General features: G+C 50.2%; 22 protein-coding genes and 1 riboswitch. Of the genes, 2 read left to right on the forward strand and 20 right to left on the reverse strand.

Going from position 1 to position 16,930, the window contains the following annotated elements:
* Positions 1-80: 80 nt before the first annotated feature.
* Positions 81-488 (forward strand): hypothetical protein, encoded by a 408-nt coding sequence (locus tag G358_RS0100385; protein ID WP_019635210.1) that lies wholly within the window; start codon positions 81-83, stop codon positions 486-488.
* Positions 489-518: 30 nt separating this feature from the next.
* The gene (locus tag G358_RS0100390) at positions 519-1,226 is read left to right on the forward strand and encodes an AIM24 family protein (RefSeq protein ID WP_019635211.1); all 708 of its coding nucleotides are present in this window, start codon (positions 519-521) and stop codon (positions 1,224-1,226) included.
* Between the two features lie 932 nt (positions 1,227-2,158).
* On the opposite strand, the gene G358_RS0100395 is transcribed toward G358_RS0100390, so the two are convergent.
* The 20 genes from G358_RS0100395 to G358_RS0100490 all read right to left on the reverse strand — a co-directional run bounded on the left by G358_RS0100395 (position 2,159) and on the right by G358_RS0100490 (position 16,890).
* A complete protein-coding gene (locus G358_RS0100395) occupies positions 2,159-2,545 on the reverse strand; it encodes a rhodanese-like domain-containing protein (RefSeq protein WP_019635212.1) in 387 nt (128 codons plus the stop codon).
* A gap of 27 nt (positions 2,546-2,572) precedes the next feature.
* On the reverse strand, positions 2,573-2,929 hold the full coding sequence (locus G358_RS0100400) for a rhodanese-like domain-containing protein (RefSeq protein ID WP_019635213.1): 357 nt from the start codon (positions 2,927-2,929) through the stop codon (positions 2,573-2,575).
* A 114-nt stretch (positions 2,930-3,043) separates the two neighbouring features.
* Positions 3,044-3,355: a rhodanese-like domain-containing protein gene (locus tag G358_RS0100405; RefSeq protein ID WP_019635214.1), complete on the reverse strand. Its 312-nt coding sequence runs from the start codon at positions 3,353-3,355 to the stop codon at positions 3,044-3,046.
* A 40-nt stretch (positions 3,356-3,395) separates the two neighbouring features.
* Positions 3,396-3,662 carry a metal-sensitive transcriptional regulator gene (locus tag G358_RS0100410; protein ID WP_019635215.1) on the reverse strand — a complete coding sequence of 89 codons (267 nt, stop codon included), beginning with the start codon at positions 3,660-3,662 and terminating at the stop codon, positions 3,396-3,398.
* A gap of 176 nt (positions 3,663-3,838) precedes the next feature.
* Entirely contained in the window at positions 3,839-4,633 is a 795-nt protein-coding gene (locus tag G358_RS0100415; RefSeq protein WP_019635216.1) for a sulfite exporter TauE/SafE family protein, read from the reverse strand.
* 320 nt (positions 4,634-4,953) lie between these two features.
* Positions 4,954-5,184, reverse strand: a complete 231-nt coding sequence (locus tag G358_RS0100420; protein ID WP_019635217.1) for a sulfurtransferase TusA family protein — start codon at positions 5,182-5,184, stop codon at positions 4,954-4,956.
* Positions 5,185-5,265: 81 nt separating this feature from the next.
* Positions 5,266-6,417 (reverse strand): MBL fold metallo-hydrolase, encoded by a 1,152-nt coding sequence (locus G358_RS0100425; RefSeq protein ID WP_019635218.1) that lies wholly within the window; start codon positions 6,415-6,417, stop codon positions 5,266-5,268.
* A gap of 34 nt (positions 6,418-6,451) precedes the next feature.
* On the reverse strand, positions 6,452-6,847 hold the full coding sequence (locus G358_RS0100430) for a DsrE/DsrF/DrsH-like family protein (RefSeq protein WP_019635219.1): 396 nt from the start codon (positions 6,845-6,847) through the stop codon (positions 6,452-6,454).
* A 48-nt stretch (positions 6,848-6,895) separates the two neighbouring features.
* Positions 6,896-7,495, reverse strand: a complete 600-nt coding sequence (locus G358_RS0100435; protein WP_276203549.1) for a sulfurtransferase TusA family protein — start codon at positions 7,493-7,495, stop codon at positions 6,896-6,898.
* 257 nt (positions 7,496-7,752) lie between these two features.
* Positions 7,753-9,006, reverse strand: coding sequence for an FAD-dependent oxidoreductase (locus G358_RS0100440; RefSeq protein ID WP_019635221.1), 1,254 nt, complete (start codon positions 9,004-9,006; stop codon positions 7,753-7,755).
* A 32-nt stretch (positions 9,007-9,038) separates the two neighbouring features.
* Complete coding sequence (locus G358_RS0100445; RefSeq protein ID WP_019635222.1) at positions 9,039-9,818, reverse strand: thiazole synthase; 780 nt, start codon at positions 9,816-9,818, stop codon at positions 9,039-9,041.
* A 4-nt stretch (positions 9,819-9,822) separates the two neighbouring features.
* Complete coding sequence (thiS, locus tag G358_RS0100450) at positions 9,823-10,038, reverse strand: sulfur carrier protein ThiS (RefSeq protein ID WP_019635223.1); 216 nt, start codon at positions 10,036-10,038, stop codon at positions 9,823-9,825.
* Entirely contained in the window at positions 10,016-10,663 is a 648-nt protein-coding gene (gene thiE, locus G358_RS0100455) for a thiamine phosphate synthase (protein ID WP_019635224.1), read from the reverse strand. Before thiE ends, thiS begins: the two co-directional genes overlap by 23 nt.
* Positions 10,664-10,737: 74 nt before the next feature.
* Positions 10,738-10,847: riboswitch (TPP riboswitch) on the reverse strand.
* Between the two features lie 54 nt (positions 10,848-10,901).
* Positions 10,902-12,107 (reverse strand): TraB/GumN family protein, encoded by a 1,206-nt coding sequence (locus G358_RS0100460; protein WP_019635225.1) that lies wholly within the window; start codon positions 12,105-12,107, stop codon positions 10,902-10,904.
* A 183-nt stretch (positions 12,108-12,290) separates the two neighbouring features.
* The gene (locus G358_RS0100465) at positions 12,291-12,485 is read right to left on the reverse strand and encodes a hypothetical protein (protein ID WP_019635226.1); all 195 of its coding nucleotides are present in this window, start codon (positions 12,483-12,485) and stop codon (positions 12,291-12,293) included.
* 69 nt (positions 12,486-12,554) lie between these two features.
* A complete protein-coding gene (locus G358_RS0100470) occupies positions 12,555-13,847 on the reverse strand; it encodes an ABC transporter permease (protein WP_019635227.1) in 1,293 nt (430 codons plus the stop codon).
* On the reverse strand, positions 13,840-14,745 hold the full coding sequence (locus G358_RS0100475; RefSeq protein WP_019635228.1) for an ABC transporter ATP-binding protein: 906 nt from the start codon (positions 14,743-14,745) through the stop codon (positions 13,840-13,842). Before G358_RS0100475 ends, G358_RS0100470 begins: the two co-directional genes overlap by 8 nt.
* 55 nt (positions 14,746-14,800) lie before the next feature.
* The gene (locus G358_RS0100480; RefSeq protein WP_019635229.1) at positions 14,801-15,700 is read right to left on the reverse strand and encodes an ATP-binding cassette domain-containing protein; all 900 of its coding nucleotides are present in this window, start codon (positions 15,698-15,700) and stop codon (positions 14,801-14,803) included.
* Between the two features lie 2 nt (positions 15,701-15,702).
* Positions 15,703-16,110, reverse strand: a complete 408-nt coding sequence (locus G358_RS0100485) for a GntR family transcriptional regulator (protein WP_019635230.1) — start codon at positions 16,108-16,110, stop codon at positions 15,703-15,705.
* A 48-nt stretch (positions 16,111-16,158) separates the two neighbouring features.
* On the reverse strand, positions 16,159-16,890 hold the full coding sequence (locus G358_RS0100490) for a hypothetical protein (RefSeq protein WP_019635231.1): 732 nt from the start codon (positions 16,888-16,890) through the stop codon (positions 16,159-16,161).
* Between the last annotated feature and the right edge of the window lie 40 nt (positions 16,891-16,930).

Genomic DNA, 16,930 nt, shown 5'->3' on the forward strand with positions numbered 1-16,930 from the left:
ACTTTTCGAGCAAATACTACGTAATATCTCATAATGAGGAACTCCTATTTTGAACGGATGACACCGGAGGTGAATAGAGAATGAAGCAAGGTTTAGTGCGCATCGTCTCAGTCGTATTGGCGACTGTATTTTTCGCCGGATTAACAAATGCATCCCGCGCCGAGGCGGGATATTTCGACGATTTTTTCAAAGGTGTTAAGGTGCTGTCCGAGCTTCCTAATGATATTAATGAAATTAAGGAAAACTATCAGGTCACCTTGGACAGGCTGGAGGAAGCGCAGGGGACATTGGAAGCCTATCGTCAGCAGAACGAAGAGCTCATGGCCAGCAACAAGGAGTTGGCCGCAACGGTATCCGCTTTGACCGAAGCCCAGGAAGTCCGCGATGCCAAAGCCCGCAAAACGCGGATTATGTTGATTACGGGCGCCGCTCTGCTTGCAGGATATTTCATTCTCCTTCGTGTGATCCGCGTTGTGCTGCGGAGGTAGTTCTTGAGAGGGGAGGAAGGGGGTAAAAGGTTGAACATTGAGTATAATAACGAATCCGCTCTGCTGGGCGGGCAGGCGGTTACCTTTCATTTGCAAGACGGGGAGATTGCTCATGTGCTGCATCCGGGGCAAATTATCGCCTTTCGGGGAGAGAGCAGCCTGCGGAGCGATAAGCTGATGAACATGAAAGGAATGTACCGGAAACGCAAGCTAATCCGTGCGGATATCCATGGCCCTTGCCAATTTGTAGCTTCCCTCCCCCCTTCTATTACGATGAAGCCGATTACGCTTACAACGGGGAGCGATCTGCTGTACGATTTCAAGCATTTGTTCTTTTATACCGAAGGTGTGCAGATGGAAACCCGGGTTCTCAGTATGAAAAACATGATGATTACCCGCGATGCGATCAAGATGAAGTTCTCGGGGGAGGGCCTTATCGGAATCCTGACGCAAGGCCAGGTGTTGGAACTGCCGCTTGATCCCGAGGAGCCGATCTATGTGGAGGCAGGCAGCGTCATCGCTTACCCCGAGAACGCCAAGCTGGAGCTATCCGTCTACGGTAATCATCTCGCCAGCCAGCATATGCGCTACCAGTGGAAGATGACTGGACGCGGCCATGTCCTTATCCAAGCCGGATCTGGCAATCGCGAGCTGGAACACGATTTGCAAAACGAAGATGGCATCGTGAAACGCTTCTTGCGCGAGGCCATTCCCTTCGGCAGCGTCTTCATCAAGTAAGAGGCTCAGACGGGCGGGTGAGCCACCCTAACAAGCTCTGGTCACGCCGGTCAATAGCTGTACACTACCATCGATTTTTGCATTGGGGCACTAGTTTCAGAGAGTTGTTCGTAAGCACTGAAGACGGAGTAAGAACCGTGAACAAAGACTGGTGAAAAGATATTGGGCAGGCTGGACGTGAGTAAATTTAGTAACGTTCCCCCGCCCCTTCGTACTTGAGTAACTGAGCATCGTGAACGTGGTTTGTGTAGCTGAAGTTGAAGTTGCTGAGCATCGTAAACGTGGTTTGAGTAGCTGGAGTAACTGAGCATCGTGAACGTGGTTTGAGTAGCTGGAGTAACTGTTGCAGATGTAGCTATAATGGGAACGGCCTCTAGGTTACAGATGAGCTTGGCGAATGCTAACGGACATGAGATCCGCTATTCGTGAGGATATACCCGTTTGACATAGCCTAACGGACAGAGAGGCACCTATTTGCCACAAACCTCCTCATTTCCATTCCATTTTAGCGATATAGCGGAACCTGTGTCCGTTGACCTTAGTTTTTTCTGCTTTTTCGCCGAATAGCGGAACTACGGTCCGTTAGCCATCACGGACAGTTGGTTGACCCAACCTAGCCGCTTTCGTTAGCCATCTCAATGATTAGCTCAATGATTAGCACTAGCTGCATTAGCCATCCGCAGCCGCTAGCATTGCCATTTAGAGAGGGATTGCGACAGCTCCAATGGTGAGGAGCCGGTAAGCCATAGCATGCTGATGCAGCCATAGCATGCTAATACAGCCATAGCTTGCTGGTGCAGCCATAGCTTGCTGGTGCAGCCATAGCGTGCTGGTGTTGCTGGCTCTCTGGATCCATTATCACCAGCAAAAACAAGGCTAGGGAAGTCCCTGATCCGGGAAATCCCTAGCCCTCATCACTGCCACGCCGGCATCTACTTCGTGATCTTGCCTCTCCAGGCGCTAATTCCCCCGGCGAGGTGGGACAGCGTGCTGAAGCCGTTTTTGCTAAGGATTCGAGCCGCGTTCTTGCTGCGCATCCCGCTCTGGCAGTAGAGCAAGAGATCCTTATCGTGCGGAATTTCGCCAAGCCGCCTTTGCAGCTGAGAGAGCGGAATGTTCTTAGCGCCAGGTATATGCCCTCTCATATATTCGCCCGTTTCCCGGACGTCGATAACTACCCGGCCTTCAGAGCTCAGCATTTCATTTCTGAATTGCTCCTCGCGAAGTGTCTTCAAGCCGGGGGCAGGCCGGAAACGGGTGTATGCGAACCAAACAACGAATAGAATGAACAAAATATTGATTATTGTGCCTGTCTCCATGATAGTTAACCACGCTTTCGCTGCTTATTACGCACAGAAGTGCCCACGGACAGCGTATATTTGCCGGAAGCCCCGACTTTTTAATAGGCGCGCTGCCCGCTTGCTCTTGATGTTGCTGTCTGAGAGAATCAGAATCGGCTCATTCGGGGACAGTTCGTTGCTCCAAACGAAAGGAAGACGACCGATCGAAATGTTAATCGCCCCTTGCACGTGGCATTCCCGGTAGAACACCTCGTCCCGGACATCGAGCATCCTCGTCTCTTCCGGCAGCTCTGAATCGTTATGCAGAATGCTCGCGTCGACATAGGCCAGCCCTTTTACAGGCAGCAAATTGCGAAGCAGCACGTATGCCAGACCGGCTATGATTAAAACAATGAACCACATGAGCATTTCTTCCTCCCAAACTCTATAACTCTAATAACTAACTTCATATCCAAGGTTTAAAGCGGTGTCAGCTAACCTAACCCACTATCCTTCACTCGCCTAAAAACATATGGCTTAGACCAACTCGTCTTCCCAAGCCAGCAGCCCGCCGGTCATGTTGACGACATTGAAGCCCTTCTCCTCCAGCAGCTCGCAAGCTAATCCGCTGCGGTTGCCGCTGCGGCAAATCACGATAAGCTCTTCGTCCGCATCCAGTTCACGCAGTCTCTCCAGGATTTGTCCAAGCGGAATATGCTTTGCTCCCTCTATATGGCCTGCCGCCCATTCTTCCGGTTCACGGACGTCCAGCATCTTGACCGCCTCGCCCTTCTTCAAACGTGCGGATAGCTCTTGCGGCGAAATTTCCTTGCTTACTCGTCCTGCCATCGTAATCTCTCCTCTGTCTATTTTAAAAAACTCTGAAATACTACCGGCTTTTGACCAGCAGCTCGATCGCCTCCTGCACGACTTTATCCGTGTTCCCGCCTGCCGCTTGCTCCTCTAAAATGCACTGCTGCAAATTTTCGGCTACGATTTGAGCGATAGCCCGGTCCGAAGCATTGCGGACAGCAGATAGCTGGCTTACTACTTCCTTACAGGATTTTCCTTCATCCATCAAACGCAGAACTCCCCGAACTTGTCCTTCTATTCTTCTCAGGCGTCTTTTTAAATCTTCGTTATAATTGTATTCCATAGGATTCACTCCATTTCATTCACTTAACCTATACACCTAAGGGTATATTATTCGAAAATAACAGCTGGTGCAATGGCAACCGCAACCCAGCAAAGGAAATACCCCCATAAACCACTCAGCAAATGAAATAATGCGAATAAAAGCCATGCCTACGGCATTGGGATACAATGTTGACATTACAATATCGACATCCACACCTTAACAGCTGTCAGTGCAATTAAAACAATAAGCCCGTACCGTAAATATTTGACGTTCATTTTCGCGCTGAGCCAAGAACCAAGCGGCGCGCCAAGCAGGCTGCCGATGACGGTGAACAGCGTAGCCTCCCAGGGGATAGCCGCTGTGGTCAATTTGCCGGCTACACCGCCGATCGCTGATATGAACACGATGGCCAAGGAAGAAGCAATTGTAATACGGGTCGGAATCTTCATGACCGTCAGCATGACAGGGATTAGAATAAATGCGCCGCCAGCGCCAACGATTCCCGAGACGATGCCGACCAGAAACGATATAATAACAGCGAACGCCCGATTAAATACGATAGGCTGGCCAGCCGCTTCCCCTTCTTTGCCTTTGCTTGGGATCAGCATCAGGATAACCGCAATGATGGCCAGAACCCCGTAAATGATGTTGATGATCCTTCCGTCCAGGTATCCGGAGACAAGCCCTCCGGCGAGGCTCCCGAATAAAATCCCGGCGCCCATATATATAATAAGGCCTTTATGAATGACAGCCGCTTGATTTTTACTGTTTTTAAGATACGTCAGTACGCCGGCAAGTGAGGCAAAGAACACCTGGAACATGCTGATCGAAGAGACTTCCTGCCCCGTAAAATTCGCAACGCCAAGCGCTGAGGGAACGAAAAGTAATAACGGAAACGACACGATCGCTCCGCCTATTCCCAGCAGGCCTGAAAAGAAGGAACCAATTAAACCAAGCAGCAGCATGACGATGAATAACAGAAAGTCCATAGCTCCCTCCTTTCCGATTGCTTTACCGAAGGCGGTCTCCCAACATTTATGGCTGTACGAATTGAAAATAATAAGTTATACTCAAAACCAAGTAAACTTATATGAAAAAGGTGAAGTCATATGCTAAAAGCGCTTCGCGCCCTCTTCGCCAATCGCTGTCCTCAATGCCAGCGGACTATGCAATCCCGGCAGGATAGCCTGCACGTGCTAAAGTACTGTCCACAAGGCCACTATAAAGAAGAAACTTATGCCACCCTCGGCGTGCGCATCGTCTACGATTCGAAATAAGCAATCAGCGGACGAAGCCGTGTTCGCTGATTTTATTCATTTTTTTTCACCAGAAAAGTGTAGACGCCGTCCTTCTCTGAATGCTTAAGCAGCTCATGGTTCGTTTGCTTAACCCAAGCCTGAAAATCATTCAGGGAGCCCTTGTCCGTAGAAATGACTTCCATAATTTCGCCGGGATTCAGCTCATCTAACGCTTTCTTTGCCTTTACGATCGGCATAGGACACATCAATCCTGTTGTATCAACTTTTTTGTTGCTTTCCACTGGTTCATACCTCCTAATGATCAATGAAATGAATGTATTGCGTAGTTACTGGGTCATCGCGGTTCTCCGCAGGTTCGCGGATTATTTATCATGCACGGCACAGCGGTTCGGACCGCTCTCCATTTCACGCTGCTGCTCTTCATCCGGATGTATTTTTCCCATATTTGTCTGGCGGATTTCCTGATAGGAGTTAGGGTGCTGCGGTAAATTTTCGGTAACCATCCTTCTGAAATCGGCTTCGGCAGTAATTTGCAAGCCAGGATTGCGCTCATAGAGATCCCCGAGCCGCGCGGAGACAGCCCCGTCTTCTCCCAGCTCCGTTATCTTGCCAAAATGGGCAGGAAGTACGATCAATTCATCCGGTAACGATTTATAGCGTTCATGCAAGGTAGTATACAGATCACCCACCCAATCCTCTGCTTTGCCAGCCAGATCCGGGCGTCCAATAGACTCGACGAACAGAATATCGCCGGTCAGCAAATACCGGTTATCTATGATGAAGGAAGTACTGCCGATTGTGTGTCCCGGAGAATACACCGGCTGAATTTCGATTTTAATATTTCCCACGTTGACGACTTTTCCTTCCTCCAGCTGCTCATAATCAAATGTTACTTCTTCCGCATCCTTTGGAGGAAGCCAGTACGTTCCTCCCGTCTGCTCCGCCAGTTTACGGCCTCCAGAGATATGGTCTGCATGCAGGTGCGTGTCCAGCGCGTACTTGATCGCAGCACCTTGCTCTGCGGCAAAGGCCGAGTATACGTCAGTCATTCTTGCCGCATCAATCACCGCGGCTTCCCCCTCGGAAACGACCATGTAGGACAGACAGCCTTTGCCGATTCGCACAAATTGGTACAGCGATCCGCCATCCTGCAGCTTGCCGATCAGCACGGGCTCCAAATGCTCACTCCATGCCTTCATCCCGCCTTCCAAATAATACACGCGGCTTCTACCCGCTTCCAAGAGCTGCTCGGCCACAAACTTGGAGGAGCCTTCCTTGGCACAAACGACGAGTACGTCCTTGTCCTCCGGCAGCTGTTCCAGAGCAGCGTCCACGCCTTCCAGCAAATCAAAATAAGGAATGTTAATCAGCTCAATGCTCTCCCCTTCGATTTGCCAATCGGCTGCGTCGCTATCGTTGCGGACATCGAGAATGAATAATGGCTCCTTGTTCAGAACCCGCCGGGTCAACTCGCCGGCCGTCATTTTTTGCAATAGTGAAGTTGTTGCTGACATTCGAGTTATCCCCTTTCGATAAATGGATCGTTAATTAAAAGGACAAGGACACATTAGCATCCTTCGCAAAATCTAAAAACGTTACAGCCCCTCCGACTTCAATGCCGTCGACGAAATCTTCTTTAGCCAGGTTCATGACATCCATCGTCATCTGGCAGGCGATCAATTTCACGCCAAGTTCCTGAGCCATGCTTACTAATTCCGGAATAGATGGAACGTTGGCATTCTTGAAGCCTTCCGCAAAATGTTCTTTCCCGGCTGGAAGCGGCAATTGCTGGTGACCCTGCTTGTGGATCAGATTCAGCCCTTCAAATGTGAAAAAGATAGCTACCTCAGCCTCCGTGGCTGCCGATGCCGTGGCGATATTGAATACTTTGTACGCGTCGAATAATCCGCCGTTACTTGCAATGATTGCTACTTTTGTTGTCATCATAATACCTCCATGAATTAGTTGATTTAATTTTAAAAATGGTGCGGGTTACTTCTCAACTGCCTGTTCCATAGGCCCTTTCCAATCTGTCATCCCCTGTGTTACATTCTTCACCTGCTTGAAGCCTTTATTGGCAAGCAGTTGGCAAGCCAGGTCGCTGCGGCTGCCGGTCCGGCACACTACGTAGATTTCCTCGTCCGGATTCAGTTCGTCCGCACGCTGCTCCAGCTCACCCAGTGGAATAGACCTCGCACCGGGAATGTGGCCGAAGGCATATTCCGCTGGCTCGCGCACATCCAAAATCGTAATCGCATCCTTCGCTGCGATTTTGACTTGCAAGTCCTCATTAGAAGCGACATAGGGGTACTTCTGCTCCGCTTTGACCTCATCGGGCCGCGACTTGCGAAGATAATGCCTGAGAACGCTATTCTCTTCAATCGTGCCTAAATATTGGTGGCCGGTATTTTTGGCCCAGCCTTGAATATCCGCCAGCGAACCGCGGTCCGTGGCCTGAACTTCGATCACTTGGCCAGGATTCAACTCATCCATGGCCTTCTTGGTTTTTACTATGGGCATCGGACACGAAAGTCCTTTACAGTCCAGAGTTTTATCGACTTGCAGCGTCTGTACTTCTTGTGGCTCAGACAATTCGATTCTCCCTTTCATCATGATTTAATAACTTTCCAAACGAGCCTAATTTTGATTCATCGTGATATATAATACATATACCCCTATGGGTATAAATCTTAGAACATAACCTTTACTTTGTCAACAAAGATTGTCGAAAGCTTGAGGCGGTAATAATAGCCAAGACAAAAAACCTCTTCTTGCGAAAGACGATGCCGCCCACAAGAAGAGGTTGTTCTGTTCACTTGCGATTGCTTCCGATTTTCTAATTGCTGCGTTTACCGCATCATCATATGATTGAATCTTTCCGGTGCGAACGCTGGATAATAGCTGGGTAATTCCAGGCCGTCGATGACATCCGCGACGATTTTGGCCGTAATCGGGCTGAGCAAAATCCCGTTGCGATAGTGGCCAGCCGCAAAAACAATCTGCTCCGCAGCTTCAAGCCCCCCTAACAAAGGACGGCCATCCTGCGTCGAAGGGCGCAGGCCCGCCCATTTATGAAAGGGGACTTCTCCTCCCAGAGAAGGAAACAACCGTTTATTCCATTTGCGCAGCCGCTCTATGCCCTTCTCCGTAACCGTAGTATCGAATCCGGCGATATCCTCGGATGCGCCGCATACAACGGTGCCGTTACCTTTGGCGACTACGTAACCTTGATTGTTGAACACCATACCCCTCACCGTATGCCGAGCGTTATCGTAAGCGCATATTTGCCCGCGAATCGGATAGATCGGAAGGGGAAGCTCAATCGTCCCGGAAAGCTCCTGAGCCCAAGCGCCGGAGCATACAACTAAGCGATCTGCCGGGAATTTCCGGCCATCCTTGGACTTCACTACGATCTCGCGGCGCAGAGTCTGCGGCTGCTCTTGCAGCAGACCAAGCAGTTGCCCTGGCCCTGTTGTCAGTGGTGCTTGCGCTTGCGCCCGTAATGGCAAGTGCATTTGTGCCCGCTCCGGCATTTTCGCCAGTTCTGCCTGCCAATCGTCAATGTCCACACTCTCCAAATGCTCGAAAATACGCACGCCCATGTCTCGGCAAACCTGCTCTAACGCCTGCACATAATACGGCGAATAAATGTGGCTCTCCTCCGGCGTATATAGCGCCGCCTTGACTTCGCCGGAGATCCCCGGCTCGATTCGCCGGAGCTCCTCCCCCTCGACAATCCGGCCGGAGGAACCGAAATCCCTCTGCCAGAGCAGCCTGCCCTCCAAGGCCAAAATATCCGCCTCATGGTATACCGCATAAAGGCTGCCAGAGTTGGCATATTCAAAGGCTTGCCCCGACATCTGCCTGATCTCCGCCTGCCATGCCGGATACAACCGCAGGCTGTCCAGGCACAATCGGAAAAATTCGTCCGGCTCCTCCAGGTTTTCGGAGTAAGGCGCCAGCATACCGGCAGCAGCTCCCGAGGCTTGCCCGCCGCATTTGCCGATCTCCAGCAGAGTTACGTTATGCCCCCGCTTCCGCAATTCAAAGGCGCAGGACAATCCGATAACGCCGCCGCCCATAATTACTATATTCTGCATCATGCTATCGCTCCCAGGCGCCATTTTTCATAGGGCTATTTCAAAATGAATTGTTCCAGACCACTGCTCGCGGAAGCATACTTCTTCCGGGCAATTCGTCCGGATAAATAAGCTAGCCTTCCTGCCTCTATCGCGTGCTTCATGGCGGCCGCCATCATGACCGGGTCCTTCGCCTTAGCTACCGGAGTATTCATAAGCACCCCGTCCACACCCAGCTCCATCGCTTTCGTTACGTCACTCGCCGTTCCAAGCCCCGCATCCACGATAACGGGCACGCCCGCTTCCTCTACAATCAGGCCTAAATTGTAAGGATTCAATATGCCGAGCCCCGTGCCGATCGGCGCTGCTCCCGGCATAATTGCAGCAGCCCCGGCTTCTTCCAGCCGGCGGCAGATGACCGGATCGTCCGAAATATAAGGAAGCACCGTAAATCCTTCTTTGACCAGCATTTCCGTCGCCCTAAGCGTCTCAATCGGGTCGGGCAGCAGTGTCTTCGCGTCCGCGCTGATCTCAACCTTGATCCAGTCGCTGAGGCCGGAGGCTCTAGCAAGCCGCGCAATCCGGACCGCTTCCTCGGCCGTGCTTGCGCCTGATGTGTTCGGCAAATATTGAAAAGCGTCATCCTCGATATGCTGCAATATGGAATCATCCTCTACCGCGTCGAGATTAATGCGCCGAATAGCAAACGTAAGCACTTCCGCTCCGGAAGCTTTGATCGCTTCCTTCTGCACGAACGGGTTGGGAAACAGCCCTGTGCCAATAAAAAACCGCGACGACAGCGAGCGGCCGCCGATACGCAATGCATCATCCCGCATCCGTTTAACCCCCTCCCACAAAATGAACCAGCTCGATGACCATCCCTGAAGACACCGTTGTATCCGCCCACTGCTCGGGGGTCAAAATCACACCGTCCGCTTCTACGATAACCGGCTTGCCCGTCAAGCCGAAATGGGCGATTACATCCTGAACGGTTCCCGCCTGCAAGCTCTGCATAACACCATTCACCTTCAGCTTAACGCTGTGCGTATTTCCCATGAGCCGTTCCCCCTTGCTCTAATTTGCGAATAAAAGCCTCGCATGTCCCTCTTACGTCCGGATTGCCTACAATTTCGGTCACCGCGCAGATTCGCGTTGCCCCGGCAGCGATCACTTCATCCGCATTGTACAGCTTGATGCCGCCGATCGCCACCCACGGAATGCGAATTTTCGCCGCTACCTCGCGAACATAAGCAAGCGTCACCGGCGCTGCATCCGCCTTCGTGGCCGTCGGGTATACGGGACCAACGCCGATATAGTCCGCTCCCTGCTGCTCGGCCAGCAGCGCTTCCTCGATCGCATGCGTGGAAATACCGATGATCTTGCCGCCAGCCAGCTTCCTGGCCGTAGAAAGCGGCGTGTCGCCCTGTCCCAGATGAATGCCGTCCGCATCCACCTCAAGCGCAATATCGATATAATCGTTGACGATAAAAGGGACATCATACCTTCGTGTCAATTCGCGAAGCCGCTTCGCCTTCTCCAGCACGGCCGCCCGATCGCTGTGCTTATCCCGAAGCTGCACGATATCAGCGCCGCCAAGAATAGCCTCCTCCATCACTTCGGCAAGCTCTTTGCCCGGATGGCTTCTTTCATCGGTAATAGCGTACAAACGAAAATCTCTCATCTGCTAACTCTACCTCCGTTTTGTATTTACCGGCCCATACCACGCAAAAAAGCCATCCGAGAATACACGAATGGCTTTAAATTCGATATGTTCTCTACGCCAGCATTACCTGGATCAGATTAACGGTCCGGAACATCAGGTTCCAATCTCAGCCGGACTTCATCCAGCACCCGCACTCGATATTCAGTTACTCTCACTATAACTTACCTTAGTAGCCTTGGCAAGATTATCCGAACCCTCATTTGCGAACGACGGAATAGCCTTTATCTTGCAACAACTGAACGATGCCGTCTTTGCCGGCGAAATGCGCGGCGCCAACCACAATGAAATATTCCGCTTTCTTGTCGCTTTTCAGGTATCCATCGATTTTATCGGCCATAACGATATTCCGGTCGGTCAGCATCGCTTTGTAATACTCCGGATCCTCGATCATGCTCTCGGTGAACTCAAGCAGTTTCTGATCATCCCCTGATTTCCACATATCGGCCATATCGTCCACAAGTTCAGCCGAAACATCGAAGTTGTCCAAGGCGGTATTTAGGTTTTTCTCCTGTAATTCGCTGGAGAACCCGTCGAGCATGCTCAGCTGGGACTCGTAGGTTTCCAGTTCCAACACCGGCAGCTTGCGTTCTATGGCTTTCTGGATGAAATACAGGTCGATTCCGGCAGAGGCTTCATAACCTGATTGCATCGATTTAAGCGTGCTGATGGTACTCTCGACGACCCATGGCTTGAAGACATCAAAGGCATTTGGCTCCAGGCCGTTCTGCTGCAAAATATCCTGAAGCTTTGCATATGTCTCCTTGGACACATGATCCTTCAAAGTCGTACCGTCCTGATACATCCCCACATCCAGGATCAGCTTCTGATTGGCTTCATCAGCAGCCTTGCTAAGGTCAATTTCTACCCCCAAATAATCCGCTTCGGCAAAAGCATCCTCGAATTCCGAACGCAGCGGATAAAAGCTGTCGTCCGCAATATGCATCGATCCTACTAGATAGACCGTATTGCCGCCATGTTTGACTTCCCACATGAAGCCGCGGGCACCTTCTCCCGTAGCTTCGGAGAAAAGAAACACTGTGCGGGATTGCTGATCCCAATGCACCTTATAGCCTGCCGCTTCGCCGACGATTCTAATCGGCGCGTACGTCTCGCCGTTAATCAGCTCTGTCTTGCTGTTCAGCACAATCTCCTTGCCGTCCATCACGACATGAATCGTACTATCCTGTACATCGCTTAATTGAACATTCATTGCTTGAAGCGTTGATCTCAGCGGCACCATCGTAGTTCCTTGATCAACAATAGGCGCATTTGTTGCGAATTCAACGTTTTCGTTGTTGATCTTGAGCGAAGCTGGCTGTGGAGCAGCCATAGCCGGGGCCGCCGCAGCAAGCAAGCCTACAGAAATAAAGAGGGATAAGAGCGATTTTCTCCAATTTTTCATGTTCAATTCTCCTTAAAATATATTGCTTAAAATAACAGCTGTGTGGTTTCATAAATAATGAGAAAATTTCAACAGATTTTCGCAAGTACACTGTACCCGCACGCGGAACAAAATCCTGGAAGGAAATTGCTAAGAATTGAGCCCGTTAATCAACTGAATTGAAACGTGCCACAGGACCTATTCTCATTGGCTGCGCTTGTTATATCTACCAAAGATTACGATGGTTAGCACCGCACCTACAATGCCCACACCAGTTAGAGTCCCTTGTGCGAAATCCATCAAATTACTCCCGTTAGAATGAATAATTTGACTCAATGTTAGCGAGAAAATAGAGATTGTAAAGAGTATTCCTACATTTTGTTTTTGTTTTTTATTCATTATTTCCACTCCTCAATATTGGTTTGACTCCGGACAGTCTCAACTATAAAGGTTACTCATAATATATGTTTAGATCTTATAAGCCTTCATCGCTTTGCGCAGTTCCTTCAGCGTCGGACGCTTGCCGTACAGCAAGACGCCTGTGCGGTAAATTTTAGCGGCCAGCCAGCTGAAGAATACAATGGCGATAAGAAGAATAATCAGAGACAACCCGACCTCCAGGAGCGTTGCGTCCCCAACGCCAAACCGAAGCAGAGCTGTTACCGGAGATACAAACGGGATGTAAGAGCATACCTTGAGCAGCATGGAGTTCGGCGAAGACAAGCTGAACATTGCGATATAGAACGCCGCCAAGGACAGCATCGTGATCGGCATGACCGCCTGGCCGAGATCCTCCGTGCGGCTGACAATGGAGCCTACCGCGGCATACAAAGTGGCATACAGGAAGTAGCCCAAGATATAGAACAGGAGCCCCACGATAACAATTTGCAAATTAATTTGCGATAAATCCAAATTCAGTTCGGCCAAGGAAGCCTGATTGTACGGTAAGGCAAGATTGGCGGCAACGACAGCAATAAAGATGGCAATCTGCAGCAATCCGATCAGGAACATGCCTAGAATTTTGCCGAACATTTGCGTCAGCGGCGAGACACTCGTCACCAGAATCTCCATAATCCGCGAGCTTTTCTCCGAAGTAACCTCTGCAGCAATCATGTTGCCCGTCATCGTATTGGTCATGAAGAACAACACGATAAGCCCGTATACAATAACGTAATTGACCACCGCCGGCTTAGGATCTTCCTTTGTATCGGCAGCGCTGCCCGTCCCGGCGGTCCGCTCGGTCTTCTGTTCTTCGATGACGACTGGCGCGCTTATCGCTGCGATTTGCTCATCGGTTAGGGAGCTTCCACGAGTGACGTACTGCATTTTCACGTTCTCCAGAGCAGGCTGGAGTACCGACTGAAGGGTCAAATCCATGCCTTCCTTCTTCGAGGTGTAAGTGACCTTCGGAAATTGCAGTCCAACAGACTCTCCGAACTCCAGATAACCCTTGATCGTTCCGTTCTCGAAATCATGAGTAAGCGCCTGTTCATTCGCTTGCTCGTATTTCACGAACTTGATTTTTCCATCCGGCTGCTTGGCGATCATCGCTTCCAGCGATTCCGCAATCTCAGGTTGGCTGCCATAAACAAGGCCGATCCGCGATTCAGTGGACTCGTTACCAGTGAATAATTGGATGATGTACGGCAGATGAATACCGACAGATAACAATACGGCGAAAATAATCGTGGTGACAACGAAGGACTTCGTTTTAAGCTTGTTGCTAAACGTAAAATTAATGACCGGCAGCAGCTTATTCATGCGATTCACCTACCTCTTTAATAAAGATTTGATTCAATGTCGGTTCCTTGATTTCGAAATGCTCAACCGTGCTCTCTTCCATCGCCCGGCGCAAAATCTCCTGCGCGGCCGCTACATCGGAAATCCGCAGGGAATACCCTCTTTCACGGCGTTCGACCCGCTCTACGCCCGAAATATCTTCCAGGCCGGTGACCGTTCCGGTCGTATGAAGCAGAACTTCCTCACGCGGATAGCGCTTCTTGATGTCTTGAATCTTCCCTTGCAGTACCGTATTGGAACGCTGCAAAATCGTAATGTTGCTGCACAGCTCCTCTACGTGCTCCATACGGTGGGTTGAGAACAGAATGCTCGTTCCTTCATCCCGCAGCTCCTTCACCGTGGCTTTGAGCAGTTCGACATTGACCGGATCGAGTCCGCTAAAGGCTTCATCCAGGATGAGGATTTTAGGCTTATGGACGACAGCTGCGATAAAGCCCATTTTTTGCTGATTTCCTTTGGAGAGCTCTTCGATCTTCTTGTTGTAATAATCCGGCACCTCGAAGCGCTCCAGCCAGTAACGTAGGCTTTTATCCGCCTCCTTAGCCGACATCCCCTTCAGCCGCGCTAAATATATGATTTGATCGCTGACCTTTATTTTCGGATATAAACCGCGTTCTTCCGGCAAGTAGCCCATCTTGTGCTGCAATTCGCTACTGTACTCTTGCCCATGGTAGAGAATTCGCCCATCGTCGGGATAGATTAGCCCGAGCACCATCCGCATTGTCGTTGTTTTACCGGCCCCATTGCCGCCAAGCAGCCCGTATATTTCCCCCTCCTCCACTTGAAGGGATACGTCGTTTACGGCCGTTTTTTCTCCAAACTGCTTCGTTACCTGTTCCAGTACCAATGGTTTTGCCATCGTGTCAGCCTCCTTTTACCATGCTTGTATTTCAGTATCAATAAATCAATAAACATCACTTATACTCCGGAGCGTACCCTTGGATCCATAGCTCAAGCACCTCTTCCAGTTCAAGAGCCCGGGTACGCTTTACTTGAAGATCCTTGGATTGCTGCAGTTCGCTAATGAAAGCTTCGTTTCGAACGATCAATTTATGCATCGACGGTCCATCCTCATCGCACCGAATCAGCTCAGGTCTTCCCTTCCATTCGCCTAAATCGCCGGCCACCCAAGCTTCATAGCAGCTTCCGTAAAGCAGGTCTTTCTCCACCATGCCCAGCACTTTGCCTTGATGCACCAATACGATGTAATCGGCAAGCCGCTTTACTTCCTCCACGATATGGGTGGCCATAATAATGGTAACATCCTCCCCCATCATGCTCTCCTGAAGCTCTTCGAGCATATCCTTCCAGACAAAAGGATCAAGCCCGGACGATAGTTCATCGAGAATAAGCAGCTTAGGGCTTGTGGCCAGGGCAGCAGCAACCTCGAATTTGCGGCGCTCCCCCTTGGACATACGGCTCAGCCGTTCATTCCGCGGCACCTCAAAGTGTGTCATCAATCGCTCAAATTTCTTTTGATCCCAGGATGGATACCAGTGAGCCCGGAAGCTCGCGGCCTGCTCCGCGGTCTGGTAGTTTTCCTCTGCAACCGGATTCTCTGACACATAAGCCATCTTGCTTCTGATTTCCTGCGGCAAATCGCCGGCACTCTTTTCCCCAAACCACTTAATTTCCCCTTCATCCGGAATAAGGCTCCGAGTCAGCATATGGAGAATCGTACTTTTACCTGAGCCGTTGGTGCCGACCAGCGCGACGATGTATCCCTGGGGAATTTGGAGATTGATGGGCCCAATCGTTTTCCGCCGGCGTTTCTTTACGATATCTTTAAGCTCTAGCGCCAATGCTTCGTTCATTCCTAGCTCCCCTCCCCCGCTTGCGAACGGTATTTGTTTTTAATGATTTCCAGAAAAAGAGCCTTGAGCTCTTCCTCGCTATATTGAACGGATAAGCCCGCATCGACTGCGGCTTCTACGGCTTCCTGCACGACCATCCTGCGGTATTCACTCCTCTCGCTATGTCCAACCCGAGCGACAAAGGTGCCCGTACCTTGTTTAGTCAGCAGCAGCCCTTCGTTCTCCAAATCCTGATATACCCTGCGAACCGTAATTACACTGCATTTTAAACTGCTTGCAAATTCCCGGATAGAAGGAAGTAGTGTCCCTTCCTCAATCTGTCCGCTGACAATTAAAGAACGCAACTGTGTCTCTATTTGAAAATATAAGGGTTCTGCGCTATTCTCATTGATCTGAATGGGAATCCACACCTTTCTATCTCACCTCCGGGTTATCCCTGTCGGAAATTATTTCCGCGATCATATCAAATCCCTCTTTCCCAATTTGCTTAACGTCATTTTGCAAAATAGAGCCAAGGATGATCCTCCAAGGATCAACATTCCCCACATTAAAGGCGATAAAAGCGAATACCGCTTGGACTGCTCTAGTGTGTATACGAGCATATTCCCGTCGAACCAGTGAATCAAAAATGCCAGCATGCCTACCGCGAGCGCGGAAAGAGCACTAACCCAGAAGTACCCGCGTCCTCTGCTGAGAAATTCAAAGTAAATATATATTCCGTTAACGAATAGCAGGTATCCGGTCCATGTCAATGCGAAGGTGAGCATCCTTCCCACATCGCTAAGCCAGTCACTGGTGAACCCCGTAATCAGATAATAAGTCGGATAAAATATAAGGCCATTAAACAGCGTCGCCGTAAGCAACTGAATGATCCGTCCCCTCATCACCGTAATCGCAGGGATGGGCAGTGTCCGGTAATATTGCAGCATGCGGGTGTACGAATCTTCCTTAAGGTAGTTAAAAGACCGCCTAGAGAAGTAAAAGCCAGTAATGGGGATTATTACGAACAGCATGAAATCCTGCAATGGATTCAAGTATTCTCCCGAGTTGTTCGATGAAGTCGCCCATGCCATAATCGCAATCCCAGCACCCACATATATCATGCTGATCACGTTCCAAATCAGATACAGCCGATCCAGCACTAAATCCCTTTTAAAAATAACCCATGCGTCTTTCCAGGTATTGTTCAAGCCGATCAACCTTCCTTCGCCAATTAGAATTGCATTTCGA

Origin of the sequence: Paenibacillus fonticola DSM 21315, from assembly GCF_000381905.1 — a bacterium.
GTDB classification, from domain to species: Bacteria; Bacillota; Bacilli; order Paenibacillales; family Paenibacillaceae; genus Fontibacillus; species Fontibacillus fonticola.